The sequence below is a fragment of the Cocleimonas sp. KMM 6892 genome, assembly GCF_035798195.1.
Classification (GTDB): Bacteria; Pseudomonadota; Gammaproteobacteria; order Thiotrichales; family Thiotrichaceae; genus Cocleimonas; species Cocleimonas flava.
In genome coordinates this window covers 1,033,776-1,049,208 of record NZ_JAPFBV010000001.1, presented here as the reverse complement: position 1 = coordinate 1,049,208, position 15,433 = coordinate 1,033,776, and the positions used below count along the sequence as shown (strand labels likewise).

General features: G+C 41.4%; 12 protein-coding genes. 6 read left to right on the top strand and 6 right to left on the bottom strand.

The features are described 5' to 3' along the window. Positions 1-53: 53 nt before the first annotated feature. Positions 54-1,109, bottom strand: a complete 1,056-nt coding sequence (gene queG / locus OO007_RS04715; protein WP_325807921.1) for a tRNA epoxyqueuosine(34) reductase QueG — start codon at positions 1,107-1,109, stop codon at positions 54-56. A gap of 30 nt (positions 1,110-1,139) precedes the next feature. Here queG and OO007_RS04710 point away from each other — a divergent pair, with 30 nt between their 5' ends. From OO007_RS04710 to OO007_RS04700, 3 genes are all read left to right on the top strand, one after another. Then, positions 1,140-2,654 carry an NAD(P)H-hydrate dehydratase gene (locus OO007_RS04710; protein ID WP_325807920.1) on the top strand — a complete coding sequence of 505 codons (1,515 nt, stop codon included), beginning with the start codon at positions 1,140-1,142 and terminating at the stop codon, positions 2,652-2,654. 75 nt (positions 2,655-2,729) lie between these two features. After that, positions 2,730-3,173, top strand: a complete 444-nt coding sequence (tsaE, locus tag OO007_RS04705) for a tRNA (adenosine(37)-N6)-threonylcarbamoyltransferase complex ATPase subunit type 1 TsaE (protein WP_325807919.1) — start codon at positions 2,730-2,732, stop codon at positions 3,171-3,173. A 167-nt stretch (positions 3,174-3,340) separates the two neighbouring features. Further along, positions 3,341-4,555 carry an N-acetylmuramoyl-L-alanine amidase gene (locus tag OO007_RS04700; RefSeq protein WP_131904843.1) on the top strand — a complete coding sequence of 405 codons (1,215 nt, stop codon included), beginning with the start codon at positions 3,341-3,343 and terminating at the stop codon, positions 4,553-4,555. Positions 4,556-4,632: 77 nt separating this feature from the next. Here the strand turns inward: OO007_RS04700 and OO007_RS04695 are convergent, their stop codons facing one another. The 4 genes from OO007_RS04695 to rnd form a co-directional block, all read right to left on the bottom strand. Continuing rightward, positions 4,633-5,520 (bottom strand): DMT family transporter, encoded by an 888-nt coding sequence (locus tag OO007_RS04695; RefSeq protein ID WP_325807918.1) that lies wholly within the window; start codon positions 5,518-5,520, stop codon positions 4,633-4,635. A gap of 88 nt (positions 5,521-5,608) precedes the next feature. Then, positions 5,609-6,442 (bottom strand): exodeoxyribonuclease III, encoded by an 834-nt coding sequence (xth, locus tag OO007_RS04690; RefSeq protein ID WP_325807917.1) that lies wholly within the window; start codon positions 6,440-6,442, stop codon positions 5,609-5,611. Further along, positions 6,439-8,475 (bottom strand): M3 family metallopeptidase, encoded by a 2,037-nt coding sequence (locus tag OO007_RS04685; protein ID WP_325807916.1) that lies wholly within the window; start codon positions 8,473-8,475, stop codon positions 6,439-6,441. The genes xth and OO007_RS04685 overlap by 4 nt, the downstream gene beginning before the upstream one ends. Positions 8,476-8,580: 105 nt before the next feature. Beyond that, positions 8,581-9,720 (bottom strand): ribonuclease D, encoded by a 1,140-nt coding sequence (gene rnd / locus OO007_RS04680; RefSeq protein ID WP_325807915.1) that lies wholly within the window; start codon positions 9,718-9,720, stop codon positions 8,581-8,583. 592 nt (positions 9,721-10,312) lie between these two features. Between rnd and OO007_RS04675 the strand changes: the two genes are divergently transcribed. The 3 genes from OO007_RS04675 to OO007_RS04665 are packed head-to-tail and all read left to right on the top strand — an operon-like array spanning position 10,313 to position 13,327. After that, positions 10,313-10,765: a hypothetical protein gene (locus tag OO007_RS04675; RefSeq protein ID WP_131904838.1), complete on the top strand. Its 453-nt coding sequence runs from the start codon at positions 10,313-10,315 to the stop codon at positions 10,763-10,765. Between the two features lie 22 nt (positions 10,766-10,787). Beyond that, complete coding sequence (locus OO007_RS04670; RefSeq protein WP_131904837.1) at positions 10,788-12,638, top strand: DUF294 nucleotidyltransferase-like domain-containing protein; 1,851 nt, start codon at positions 10,788-10,790, stop codon at positions 12,636-12,638. Beyond that, the gene (locus OO007_RS04665) at positions 12,638-13,327 is read left to right on the top strand and encodes an exonuclease domain-containing protein (protein ID WP_131904836.1); all 690 of its coding nucleotides are present in this window, start codon (positions 12,638-12,640) and stop codon (positions 13,325-13,327) included. The genes OO007_RS04670 and OO007_RS04665 overlap by 1 nt, the downstream gene beginning before the upstream one ends. Before the next feature lie 92 nt (positions 13,328-13,419). On the opposite strand, the gene OO007_RS04660 is transcribed toward OO007_RS04665, so the two are convergent. Beyond that, complete coding sequence (locus tag OO007_RS04660) at positions 13,420-15,432, bottom strand: lipase (protein WP_325807914.1); 2,013 nt, start codon at positions 15,430-15,432, stop codon at positions 13,420-13,422. Between the last annotated feature and the right edge of the window lies 1 nt (position 15,433).

Here is a 15,433-nt window from a genome sequence, read left to right as displayed (position 1 = left end):
TGCCAACATTCTAATACATACCAGCTTTACTGATCAATATTTCGCCAGATGGATCATTTTAAGCGCTGAAGTGCCCAAGAGATATGTTCTCGAACCATCTCGGATGAGACCTCATATTTGGCGTTTAAGGCAGTGATAATTTTCTCTGATGAGGGCGCGTTTCCTAGCGCAATGGCGATATTCCTTTGCCATCGCTCATAGCCAATTCGTCTAATTGCAGACCCTTCCAGATTCTTTAAAAAGTCTTCTTCGCTCCACGCAAAGAGGCTTAATAAGCTTGCAGAATCAAGGTTATTTCGCGTTGAAAAGTCTGATTCTTTGGTATCTACAGCAAAACGATTCCACGGACAGATCAATTGACAGTCATCGCAACCATAAATTCTATTTCCCATGGGCTCTCTAAATTCCACAGGAATAACGCCTTTATGCTCGATGGTTAAATAAGAAATACAGCGTCTGGCGTCTAATTCATAGGGTTTGATAATTGCTTTGGTCGGACAAACATCAATACACGCCGTACAATCTCCGCAATGATTATCAACTGCCTGGGATTCGGTTAAGGGCAAATTGGTATATATTTCACCAAGAAAAAACCATGACCCAACATTCTGGCTCAAAATATTGGTGTGCTTACCCATCCAGCCTAGACCTGCTTTCACCGCGATTGGTTTTTCCATGACGGGCGCGCTATCAACAAACACACGGTACTGCATTTGCTCGGAGTCACTGAGTTCTTCATTGATTTTCTTCGCGAGCTTTTCCAGCTTCTTGCGCATGATCTTGTGATAATCCCTGCCTAAAGCATAACGGGAAACATAAGCGCGCTCTGGGTGATTCAGCACCATGATTGGGTCGACGGTTTGTGGCGGCAAATAATCCATACGCACGCTGATGACACTCATGGTTCCTTCTTCGAGCTCTTCGGGGCGTGTTCGCTTATTGCCATGTCGCTCCATCCACTCCATATCACCGTGAGAACCGTTTGCTAACCAGCGCTTCAGATACCTCTCTTGAGTGGATAAATCAATACCACTCACGCCCAACCCCTGAAATCCCAGTTGTTGCGCCCACTGCTTAAGTTTTATTTGCGTGATATTATTCAATGTCATTCCTTTTAACCCAGCAGTAATAATAGCATTGTGATATCTAAACCACGTAATTTATCTACTTTATCGACCTTATATTGTGCCGATCAAACCAGAGAACTAGATCGAATAGCGATACAGGACTTCGGCATTCCAGGGTTTACTTTAATGCAAAGAGCCGCTCAAGCAACATTTGACGCGATACTAAATTCATACCCAGATTCTAAATCAGTATGTGTTTTATGTGGTGCTGGTAATAATGGTGGCGATGGTTATGTAATTGCTACGCTTGCCATAAAGGCAGGATTAAAAACTACCCTTATTCAATTGGGAGATGTCAACGCCATACAAGGCGACGCACTGCTTGCCAAAGATGCATTCACCCAAGCTGGGGGGATTTCTGCTGAATTTGAAGAAATACTTTTGAATGCTGATGTGATTGTAGATGCTATTTTAGGTACGGGACTCACTCGCAATGTAAAAGATGATTGGATAGGCTTTTTTGATGCCGTTAATCAAAGTTCAGCGAAAAAAGTCGCTGTCGATATTCCGTCTGGTTTGAGTTCTGATACGGGTCAGATTCTTGGAGCATGTATTAAAGCAGATTTAACAGTAACGTATATCGGCCTGAAACATGGCTTATTTACCGGACAAGCAAGGGATCAAGTAGGTCAACTCATCTTTGATGATCTGGGAGTGCCCGCTTCTGTGTATGAACAATTAAGCACAAAATCAAATACATACCTCATTCCTGAAAACATTATTACCAATACCATTACACCCCGTCCTCGCTGCAGCCATAAAGGCAATTTCGGCAGTGTCTTGTTAATTGGTGGCGGCGAAGGTATGCCAGGAGCGATTCGACTTGCTGCAGAAGCCTGCTTGCGCTCTGGTGCTGGTTTAGTGCATGTCGCTACACACCCTTCTCATGCGAATTATATAAACGCGACAAGACCTGAAATGATGGTAAAAGGCGTTGAAGATCCACAAGAGCTTGATGAGCTTTTAACGAAAGCAACTACCATCGTACTAGGACCCGGATTAGGAAAAACACCATGGGCCCGACAATTATTTTCACATGCTATCAACGCCAGTCAACCGATAATTATGGATGCTGATGCGTTAAATTTACTGTCTGAACAACCCATCAAAAAAGACAACTGGATACTAACTCCGCACCCCAAAGAAGCTTCGCGCCTATTGCAGACAACTACCAAAGAAATTGAATCCGACAGGTTTTCAAGCAGTAAAAAAATGCACTGTAAGTACGGGGGTGCCATTATTCTTAAAGGCGCAGGTACTTTAATCAGTGATGGTAGTGAAACATTCGTGTGTACCCGTGGAAACCCTGGCATGTCTAGTGGTGGTATGGGAGATGTTTTAAGCGGTATTATCGGAGCATTAGTTGCTCAGGGGTTAGATATCTCTGATGCAGCAACGGTTGGGGTTGAGACCCATGCACATGCCGCTGATTTAGCGGCCGAAAATGGTGAAATAGGTATGTTAGCCAGTGATTTATTCCCTCACTTGAGAGCACTCTTGAACAACAAATTATCAGCCATACACTGAAGCTAAATTAAGATAAAACAGTGAAGATAAAATATAAGTGACAGATAAGATGACAATTAATTATGAAAGATAAAGATGACAGATAAACAAATCATCCACGATGAAAACGAAATGATGAGTTTCGGTGGAGAAATTGCAGAAAAATTCCCTAAAGGCGGCATGGTTTTTCTCAATGGAGATCTCGGTGCGGGCAAAACAACCTTAGTACGAGGCTTACTCAGAAGCCTTGGCTTTCAAGGCACTGTAAAAAGTCCCACTTACACGCTCGTCGAACCTTATCAAATCAAAGATCGGATGATTTATCATTTTGATCTTTATCGATTAGCTGACCCTGAAGAACTCGAATATATCGGCGGTAGAGAATACTGGAATAGTGATGCTTTATGCCTTGTAGAATGGCCTGAAAAAGCACAAGGATTCCTTCCTGAGCCTGATTTAATTATCGATATTCTCTATCGAGATACGCAGAGAGAGATAATTACAAAACCATCTATAACTATTAAAAACAAAGACTTATGAAATTATAGTAAAAATCACTTGAATTTAAGTCTCTACTGAGTTTTACTATATAAACAAACCGCGAGTAATAAAAATAATTTTCAGCTCGTGTTTTACAAACTACATACTTATAACATTTGAATGTGAATATCGGATAGGGCTTAGATACTCACAAATCATTGGGGAATATGGATACTACCAGTCAGAAGCGTAGAGACTTCGTACTGAGATTAGGCAAAATATTAGGTGTCGCTGGAGCAACTAGCGTGGCACCTCATACTTTCGCTAAAGGTCGCAGCGCGAATATCAAATCAGTCTCTCTTAAGCAAGGTGCTAAAGGAAGCCAAAAGCTTATATTTGAGCTTGATAAATCCGTGCGCCACAAAGTTTCGACGTTAAAAAATCCAGATCGAGTCGTTATAGATTTTCTTGATACAACGTCGCTCACTAAACTCAAATTAAATCGCAACACTGCGGCTTCTAAGCAACTCATCAATAAACTGAGAGATGCCAGACGCAACAAGAATGACTATCGTGTTGTTTTAGACATGGCTCAACAGGCGCACCCATCATCCAGAATGAGTGCGAATAACAAAAGCTTTTTCCTTGAAGTCGCACTGAGCCCTAAACAGGCACCTAAATCAGTCGAACAAAAAACCCGCCAGGCGATAAGCGCTGTAAGTGGGGGGGTGATTAGAAAGCCAATCGTAATAGCAATTGATGCTGGCCATGGCGGTAGAGACCCTGGCGCTGTAGGCAAACGCGGCACAAAAGAAAAAAATGTAGCGCTCCAAATTGCTAAACGCCTGAAAAAACAAATCGATCGACAGCCGGGTATGCGCGGTGTCTTGATTCGCGATGGTGATTATTACGTTACATTGCGTAAACGTATCGAAAAAGCGAGAAAGAACAGAGCAGATCTTTTTATATCGATACATGCAGATGCTAACCCTAGTCGCAAATTAACAGGCTCGTCTGTCTACATATTGTCGGACAAAGGGGCTACCAGTGAAGCGGCTAGATTACTTGCTAAGAGTGAAAACTCATACGAGACAAAAATTGCAGGCGCACGCTTACACAAAAATAAAACACTAAACTCAATAGTTGTGGGTCTGGCACAAGAGGCAACCACCACTAAAAGTCTGGAGATTGCGAACGGAGTGCTTAAAGAATTAGGCAGCGTAAACAATTTACTCAGAAGCCGTGTTGAAAGCGCAGGTTTTGTCGTTTTGAAGTCTCCTGATATTCCTTCCGTTTTAATTGAAACAGCATTTATCAGCAACCCTCAGGAAGAAAAACGCCTGAAAACTGCACGACACCAAGAAAAATTAGCCAAAGCGATCTTTAAAGGAATACGTCGCTATCAGGTGGCTTTACAGGATATTGATTCTCAATATAGCTAAACTTCTAATAATAATGATTTCCTTCGATGTGAATTTAGCCGCTTTAAGCGGCTTTTTTTTGCCTGCAAGAAATGCTTTTAAGCTTTCTTTGAAGCACCAAGGCTATTCACCAAACCTCCCACAATTACACAAGCTAAACCGACCAGATAGATTCCCAGCATCGGCTCGTCAAAAAAGACTATCAGGTAGATTGCAGATAACACCGGTGTAATGAAAGTGAAAGGCGCAAGATACGATGCTTCAGCTGATCTCAATGCCATCAACCAGAATAAATAAGAAAATCCATTTACAAGAATGCCATTTAACAGAATTGGCATAATTTCAGCCGAAGATGGAACAGCAAACTCTGAGAAATACAGCATCGAAATTAGTGATGCCAATGTTGCCGACAGAAAATAAATGCTAATCACTACTAACGGCGCTCGTCGCTTGATATTTTTACTAAGCACAGAAAACAGTGCAAAACAAAATGACCCAGCAGCAACTAATGAAATTACCGTAAGATTATTCAGCTGAACGTTTTCGAACTCACCCTTGGTTAATACCAGCATAACGCCGATAAAACCCAAGGCGATAGCAATTGTTTTTCTGATGGTAAGCTGTTCTTTTAAAATAAATAAGGAAAGTACAAGGATGAAAATTGGCCAGGTGTATTGAATCACCAACACTTCCATCCCTACTGCTTTAGCATAACCAAGATAAAGAAATAGATAGTAAATATACGTGCCGAGCAAACCTAAAAAAGCATAGTAGAGCCATTCTTTCAGGGAATAACTACCCAGCTCAGACATATCGCCTTTTATAACAGCGGTAATGCTTAGAACAATCAAAGAAACCAGACTCGACCAAAACAAAAACTGGTGATTATCCAAGCTTGCCTGACCCAGCTTAGCAACCACCGGAATTAACGCCCAAAGAGCCACGCAAATTAAAACAAACAGGGTTCCTTTAAACTTACTGCTCACTAGCTAAATACTTAAAACACAAGAGAGTGTTTAACTGTAAATATTAAAGCCACCCCCCTACTTTGAGGCACTTTTTTAATGCCTAGATTCATTTGAGATTTCGATACTCACTCACTACTGGTGCGTGATCCGATGGTCTTTCCCAGCCACGTGGTTCAGGATCCACATAACTCGCTGTGCATTGCTCAGCCAGAAGCTTGCTGGATAAAACCAGATCAATACGCAAGCCCATGTTTTTGTCAAAGCCACCGCTGCGATAATCCCACCAGCTATAGGTTTCGTCTTCTTGCTCAAACAAACGGAAAGAATCTGCAAAACCGAGATCAAGAATTTTCTGTAAGGCATTGCGTTCAGGTGTAGAACAGAGAATCTTCTCATGCCAGGATTTAGGGTTATGCACATCTCGATCTTTAGGGGCGATATTAAAATCACCCAAAATGACAAATTTCTTGTATTGCTTAGATTGTTCTTCAATCCAGTTGGTTACTTTTTCAAGCCAATGGAGTTTGTATTCAAATTTCTCCGAGCCCACTTCCGAACCATTCACCACATACAAATCAAGAACGCGAATACCATTGATAGTTGCCGCTAAAATGCGACGCTGTGGATCATCCAGATCAGGAAGATCCATCACCACATCTTCAATCAAATACTCATCTTTGCAGAGTATTGCCACACCGTTATAGGTTTTTTGCCCTGAGAATACGACCTGATAGCCCATATTCTGAATGTCTTCAGCAGGGAAATTTTCATCGATCGTTTTCGTTTCTTGCAGTACCAAAATATCTGGCTCTGCTTTTTTCAACCACTGTTCCACATGAGGCAAACGAACCTTCAGCGAGTTTACATTCCAACTCGCAATTTTGAACTTATCGCCATAGATACTGGTTTCTTTAGAGATGCTGGGACTACTGTCACTCATGCTGCCAATCCAGAATGCTTGAGTAAGGCGTCGACTTTTGGCTCTCTGCCTCTAAACGCTTTGAAAGAATCGATTGCCGGACGCGAACCACCCACTTCAAGAATTTCTGTAAGAAAGGCTTTACCCACATTTTCATTGAATAAACCTTCTTCTTCGAACCTCGCAAAAGCATCAGCAGAAAGTACTTCAGCCCATTTATAGCTGTAGTAACCCGCTGCATAACCACCCGCAAAGATGTGTGAGAAACCATGCTGAAAACGGTTGAAAGTGGGGGGGTGTATAACCGCAACTTCATCACGTGTTTTATTTAACACATCCTGAACTTGCTGCGATGTTTTAATTGAAGTATCCATGTGGAGACGCATATCGAACATCGAAAATTCTAATTGACGCACCATACCCATGGCACTCTGGAAATGTCTTGCCGCCTGCATTTTATCGAATAACTCATCAGGTATTTTTTCACCCGTTTCGTAATGTGCTGCAAACATATCCAGCGCTTCACGCTGCCAACACCAGTTTTCCATAAACTGACTAGGAAGTTCTACTGCATCCCACTCAACACCGCTAATACCAGAAATATCCAGATAATCTACCTGAGTCATCATGTGGTGCAGACCATGACCAAACTCGTGGAATAAAGTGATCACTTCATCATGCGTGAATAACGCCGGTTTACCGCCAGCAGGTGGTGCTGAATTACACGTCATAAATGCGACGGGGGTTTGCAGCTTATCCACCATTTTAAAACGGCTACAGAAATCAGCCATCCATGCGCCGCCACGTTTGTTCTGGCGTGCATATAAATCCAAATAGAAACGAGCTTTCAAGTTACCTTGTGCATCATTGATATGGAAGAAACGTACATCAGGGTACCAGCTTTCCTGCTCTTTATTTTGTGTAATCTTAACGTTATAAAGCTTCTCAACTAACTCGAACAAACCATCCAATACATTATCAACAGGGAAGTATGGCTTTAAATCTTCATCACTAATGCTGTAACGTTGCTGTTTTAGTTTTTCGCTAACATAGCCCACGTCCCAAGCCTGAAGATCGGCAATACCCACTTCTTCTTCGGCAAATTGCTTTAGCTCTTCGTATTCTTTTTTCGCAAACGGCAAAGATTTTTCAGCTAATTCAGAGAGAAACTTCAGAACTTGTTCCGGTGATTCTGCCATCTTCGTATCTAGCGACAAATTTGCATAGCTATCAAAACCTAATAACTGCGCTTTTTCCTGACGAAGCTGCAAGATCTTTTCCATGTTCTGGCTATTATCAAAGGCTTCATTGTCACCTTGATCTGAAGCGCGAGTACTATAGGCACGATACATTTCAGCGCGTAATTCGCGATCATCCGCATAGGTCATTACTGCATAGTAAGATGGAAATTCCAGCGTCAACATCCAGCCTTCGGCATCTCTTTGCTTAGCGGCTTCTGCTGCTTGCTCTATTGCAGTATCTGGCAAACCTCTCAAAGCTGATTTATCAGTCAGCAATTTCGTCCAGGCATTGCTCGCGTCTAAAACATTATCTGAGTACTTAGAAGTCAGTGTTGAAAGCTCTTTGCTGATTTCACCATAACGCTTTTTCTTATCGCTTTCGAGATCGACGCCAGACAAGCGGAAACCTTTAATTGAATCTTCCAGTGACTTGCGTTGTGCATCATCAAGACCTAATGCATCAGCATTCGTTTGAATCTGTTCGATTGCTTTAAATAGCGCTTTGTTCTGTCCCATTTCGGTGCTGTATTCGCTTAGTTTTGGCAAACAGGCGTTGTATGCATCACGAAGTTCAGGAGAATTCACAACCCCGTTCATATGGCTAATTGGTGACCACATGCGACTTAATTTGTTATCAACTGTTTCTAGCGGCTCAATTAAGTTCGCCCAGGTGTATTCTGTGTTTTCATCTAGCAACGTTTGGGTAAGCTCTCGCGCTTCTTTTATTAACTCATCAAGCGCTGGCTCAATTTGTTCTGCTTGTATTTTTGAAAATTCTGGAAGATCTTTAATATCTAATAATGGAGAATTCATTTGTTTTTCTATGCTCATTTAGTTTTTATGATGACTTTTGAATATGGATATTGTTTAAAGATGGCGATTTTGAAACGTTTATCAAGAGTCGATTAGCCAGTTAAATTATTCTATTAAACTCACGATGGAATTTTCTACGCCTATCGTCATTTCACCAGACATTACTTTGTGAATTTGTTCATTCACTAATTCACCACGCCAATCATCAGAAAGTCTTGATTCACCAGATTGAACCAACGTCGCCAATTGCTTTCTTGTCGCAATCACAGCTGCTGTAATATTGTGCTTTTTAGCCTGAATTTGTACCACTATCATCAATAAATCTATAAGCGCATTTTGATTGGGTGATGGCTTTTTGCTTCTCGGTAGTTCGGGCCATTCTTCTTCTGGCGTATTTTGACCTTTTTTAATCAAATCTAACCAGATTTGGTGAGTATTACTGCTTCTATCCGCATTAATACCTCTGATTTCTCCAATCTCAGTTAGATTTGACGGCTGTTGTCTGGACAAATCCAGCAAAATATCATCACTCACTATCCACTTTCTGGGTCTGTCAGATTTTTCTGCTTTGTCTTCTCGCCATGCTGCCAGCTCTCTTAAAATAGCCAGTTGAGGTCGTTTTAATACTTGGTTGCCTCGGACTTTTTTCCATCGTTCACGTGCGTTACTGGCATAGACTTCTGGGTCTGTCGCTCGCGTAAAATCCTTATCAAGCCAGCTTAATCGATCCTGCTCTTTTAATTTATCAATCATCTTTGGATAAATTTGCGCAAGATAACGCACATCATCAATCGCATATTCTAATTGCGCTGGCTTAAGTGGGCGCTTAGACCAGTCGGTTCTCGATTGGGTTTTTGCCAGACTAACACCCAGCATATCCTCTACCAATCTGGCATAACCCATTTGATCGCCGATACCTAAAACAGATGCCGCAACCTGTGTATCAAAGATTGGCGCGGGTACTTTCCCTGTTAATTGGAGTAATATTTCTAAATCCTGATGCGCAGCATGTAGTACTTTGACGATATTAGGGTTGTGCAAGATTGAGGAAAATGACGAAATATCGTCAATAGATAATGGGTCGATACACGCTCTTAAACCCTCTGCTTCCACCTGCACCAGACAGAGTTTTGCGTAGTAAGTTTTTTCGCGGAGGAATTCGGTATCAATTGCAACCCAGCTTGCGTTACTAATTTTATTTACAAAGTTTTCTAGTTGTTCTGTTGTCTCAATCAGGTCAAACACTGTTGCACCAAAGTATTAAAATCAATACTTGAGCATAAAGCACTGTTTTTAAATTTGATACTTATTTATCCAAGATTGTAGAATCTTTATAAGTAATTAATAATATTGGAATATTTTTCTGTTTATTGACAGTATTGCTAACAAAGCGCATTCTTGAGGTGTAGAAGAATTCCTCCAACCGCTAGGAGGGGTAACGTCGGAAACGGAGGATGCTCCCCCTTACCGACACACTAAAAAGCCTATTCAATGAATAGGCTTTTTTTTATCTGTGAATTCTAATATTCATAAATATAGTTATCGATTTCACAGTTGAATAAAAACCAGACCGAAGTCTGGTAAAAACTCTTAAATAAGCAAGGGGTGGCTTATTTAAGAGTGGAGAGTCCAAAGGACTCCGGGCTAACAACATAGATAAAATCGGGGGCTTTGTTATTGTTATTAGCTAAGCAAAACATTGAATTAAAAATATAGTAACTCCTGATGTGTAACGGTAATATCGCATAATTAACTATTATCTTCATCGTGAAAACGACCAACTTCACCACTTTCTGATGAATGGCCAACTGATAAACTTCCGAGAAAAGAATACTTTATGAATAAACACTTGTTAATCGCCATCCTAATGTCACCTTTTCTAGCGCTAGGAGGTTATTTCCTTGCGGGCATCTATTCCGATGAAGAAAAAGCAGAAGATCTAGATAAAATGCTAGTGGTCACCGATGATAGTTGCCTTCCTGTCGAAGACCGTTGTGAAATTCTTGGTGTAGGCATGGAAATGCACCTCAAGTTTCAAGCACCACCAAGTTATCAACGCTTATTGCCTATTGAATTACTCTCAAAAACATCACTCGATGATGTCGCGATGTCAATAATCATTGATGGGGAGGAAGCCCAACCCGTAAAAATGGTAGACTCAGGTGATAAAAAACGCTGGACCATAGAATTAATGCCTACAGGTACGGTAACTCCCGACAACATGAAAATACGACTTGCCGTATCCTATAAAGCCGCACTTCATTTAGCTGAGTTCCCTATCAAATACTAACTTTAACTGTACAAAAATAATCATGGAAATAGAGCAACTAGAAATTCGCGAATATCTGGAGACCTGTTCTCCATTAGATAAACTTTCAGCTAAGACCCTTGATGAAATAGTCAAAACACTCGAAGTTACTTATTTACGCAGGGGGAAACCTTTATTGACTCCTGGTGATGAAAATCAATCGTTGTACCTGATACGTACGGGTGCATTAGAACTTTACGATACGGAAGGGAATATAGCGGCTCAACTTTCTGAAGGGGATTGGGCCGGACATCGCTCCACCATGCTCAGTGGTATTGTTACTCGCAAAGTGATGGCAATTGAAGACTCGTTGCTATATATCATTGCCGCTCCTGTTTTCAAAAAATTATTAAAAGAAGAAGAAGGGATTAGAGAATATTTCTCTGAAAGAAAACACGAGCGTCTGCGCAGCGCTATTAAAACTATCAGCAACAACGAGCGTAGCTCACTAATTTCTACCCGTGTCAGCGAGTTATCGCACGCTACGCCGTTAATTGTAGAATCTAACACTACCATTAGGGAAGCCGCCAATAGAATGACTAACGAGCACGTGAGTGCGTTATTAGTGATAAATTCTGGTGAGACCAACATACAGGGAATCATTACAGACCGTGAATTCTGTACCAAGGTAGTTGCAAAAGGGCTTAATCTGGAAGATAGCGTTGATACCATCATGACACGCAACCTGATAACCATGCCTTCCACAGCTACTGCATCTCAGGCGCTGTTAACAATGGCCAGAAACAATATTCGCCATATACCCGTACTAGAAAACAATATAATCAAATCAATGGTTACTGCGGCAGATATTATTCGCCAGCAAAGTAACAATGCCGTTTACCTGATCAACGAAATTCATCGAGCAAAGTCCGTCGAAGAACTTACCAGCTTAAGCAAGCAACTCGCGCCAACACTGGTAAATCTTGTTAATAGCGGTCTCAATGCTGACGATACCGCACATTCAATTAGCTCGATAGGCGAATCGATTGCTAAACGTTTATTACGTATGGCCGAAGATAAACTCGGTCCGCCGCCTGTACCTTACGCATTTATCATTGCTGGGTCTCAGGCCCGCAATGAACAGACAGCTCATTCTGATCAAGACAATGCGCTGATCTTATCGGATGATTATGTCGAGGAAAAACACGACGAATATTTCCTCGCTCTGGCGAAGTTTGTTTCTGATGGTCTGGATGCCTGCGGTTATATTTATTGCCCGGGCGATGTCATGGCAACCAATAAAAAATGGCGTCAGCCTTTTTCCACCTGGTTAGCATACTTCAAAAAGTGGATAGATGAACCCGAACCAAAACCACTTATGTATGCCAGTATCTTTTTTGATTTACGCTGCATTCATGGCGAACAACAATTACTCGAAGCATTGCAAACCAAGGTATATAAACGAACCAAGAAGAGTGACCTTTTCATCAATCTCATGGTGGATAACGCTTTGCATTATCGACCACCCTTAGGTTTATTCAGACATTTTGTACTGGAAAAAACGGGTGCTGAACAGAAAGCACTTAATATGAAGAAAAGAGGTGTTGTTCCTATTATCGACCTTGCACGTGTTTATGCCTTAAAAGCAGGCTCTCACGTTATTAATACTCAAGAACGATTAGATGAAGCCGCTATAGCAGGCGTTTTGAGTCAGGAAGGTAGAGCCGATTTGAAAGATGCATTTGAATTTATTTCAACGGTTCGACTTAAGCATCAGGCGATGCAAATTGAAAATGGCAAAATTGCTGATAATCATGTGCCACCGGAAGAGCTTTCTTCTTTAGAGCGCAGACACCTTAAGGATTCTTTCGAGATTGTCAGTACCTTGCAAACTGCAATGGAAAGACTTAGCTAATGTTTTCTTTTTTCACTAATCCAGATAAAAAAAGACAAGCGCTTTTAGAAAAAGTGGAAAATGAGATACTCAAAGATTACCTTTCCACGCCATTTCCAGATTTAAAGTTACCCGCTTCGGAAGTTGAATTTCTAGCACTGGATTTTGAAACGACGGGATTAGATGCCAGTAAAGAAGCCATTCTCTCCATTGGCTCTACACTGATCAAAAACGGCAAAATAAAGCTGAGCGAAAACAGCCATCACTTCATTCAAGTGAATCGCGAAATTCCTCCAGAAAGTGTCGTCATCCATAAAATAACGGATGATCGAGCGATGACAGGCGAGCATTTACATGATGTCTTGGCATTGTTATTAGAAAAAATGAAAGGACGGGTCTTGTTAGTGCATTACGACAAGATAGAAAGAAATTTCTTTAACACAGCTTGCAAAGAAATCTATGGCGATACGCCACCGTTACTGATTGTTGATACATTAGCAATAGCGCAAAAACGTCAGGATAAGCGCCCTCAAGGATTCTCACCTAATTCTTTACGCTTATTCAATCTAAGAGCTGATTACGGACTACCCAGATATAATGCGCATAGCGCTTTGGAAGATGCGATTGCTACAGCCGAATTATTTCTGGCACAAATGGCCAACGGTGATGGACTAGAAAGAGTCCGCTTAAAAGATATTCTATCCAAATAAAAAAAGTCACCCCCCTACTTTGGAGGCTTTTTTTAAATAAAGGCCTCAAAGTAGGGGGGTGACTTTTAGTTTAAAGCTATGCTAAATACGCTTTATTCAATAATCTCAGGATTACTAATGAGTATTGTTGTACCACCTGAACCCTGGAAAGTAGCCAATTGAGTATGCATTTCAGTGAACACATCAAGATACTCTAATGCACCATTCGGGCCTGCTGGCGTAAGTGGAGAACTATGTGCTCCTTTATTGAAAGTAACAATACCTGCATTACCCGGCGCAATATCAGTAACTGTTGAGCTAACTGCGCTTGCCCCGATTAAGCTTGAGAGAACATCCGTACTTGAATTAGGTACGGTGCCATCATCGATGACTTTGATCATGTGGATAGCATTGTTAGCTACAGCTTTACTCGAGAAATTAACTGGATCTGTAGAATCCACAATCCACTGTGCTGCCTGATAGAATGCAGTCAGATCATCACCTGTCACACCCTGAGCTTCAAGACCAGCAACGATACGAGGTCCAAACGAATCAGAATCAATTAGAATCTTACTGATTGGCGCACCTGCTGTTACTACTGAGCTCGGTAATGACTGAGTCTCAACACCTAGATAAGTCGTTCCAACTACTCCACCGAGAGAATGCGCTACAAAGCCTGTTTTACTGGTATCTATTTTGATAGTAGAACCATCCATACCATTCACAATATTACCTAAACTTTTACGTAAGGTAAGAAGGTTTGCAACACCTTGTCTTATATTATCTCGTGACGTCAGAAGACTTTGTAGATTTATAAAGTGAGTACCTGAGGCATCGATAATACCATCTGGTCCAGCTTCACCCGTTGTGTTGTTAACAAAATCCAGATCGAAAGAAAGCTCTGTCTCATTGAAGTCTGTATTACTTGCGTGGAATGGATTAGGTACTTCCACATCGCCAACTGTGACCGTTTTAGATGCCCCATGCATAGGTAGATCAATAGCGATTACTGCAAATCCAGCATTAGCCATTGCATCGGCATAGACCAAAACATCTGTTCTATTTCTCGTTATACCATGCTGGTAAATAACAACCGGAAAACCTTCAACCGGAGCTTCGCCTTGAGGCATCGTCATCATCACAGGAATAGTCAATGTTGTATTAGCGACAGGTGCCGGATTAAAACGCGTTAGAGAACTTCCACCAGCTCCCATCCAGTAACCCGTAAGAGGTGCTGTAGGATTTTCTGCCGACGGTGTTTCTAAGTAATAAGGAACATCCAGAGTTCCCACATAGACATTTGCTGATCCCATTAAACTGCTGTTTACATCATTGGTAGATTGACCCGTAGGTACAACAATTAATGATTCAGCTTTTGCACTCGCTTCAACAGCAGAAAGCACAGGAGTGATTGATTGAGTAGTGAAAGACCAGGTCAATACAATACTGTCTTTATCAACACCACCCAAAGCACTTGCAACCGTTTCATGGTTATTAACAGACTGTCGAAGTGGTTCTAAATCGTTGTAATCACCACCTGTTAAAGGAACAGTACTTCTTGCAATGATATACGCACTTGCACTCACTGCATTTGAACCATCAGCACCTTTAATTTTGTTGGTTAGTACAACCATAAAACTAGTACTTTCAGCCATTGGGGCATTTGGAATCAAAGCCAAGGTAGATCCATCACCAATCGCAGCAGCCGTAAATTCAGCCGCTGTTGCTTCACGCTCTATTCCAGTTACTGCGCCAGTCGATAAATCTTTTGAAACCTGGAAGATTCTAATTGAATCACCCACAGTCAAGCTAGATTGATCAAGAGCCATTCCAAAGTCAGCAATTATTGGGTTACTGGTTGAGAAACCATCCAATGTATTGATTTGCGGAATTACTGGGCTATCAGTTGTATTCGGTATATTTAGAGTACCGTCTGCTGAACCCTGGAAAAATAAATCATTTGTCGTTGGTAACTTACCAGCTGCCGGGTCAAAAATTGGCCCATTAGGTGGAGCAGCTTCAACCGTTTCGATAGGCGTATCAAAATCGTGATTTGAACCCCCACCACAAGCTGTTAAAAATAATACAGACGCAAAAGTTGCTGTTAATTTTGTAGATATTCTCATT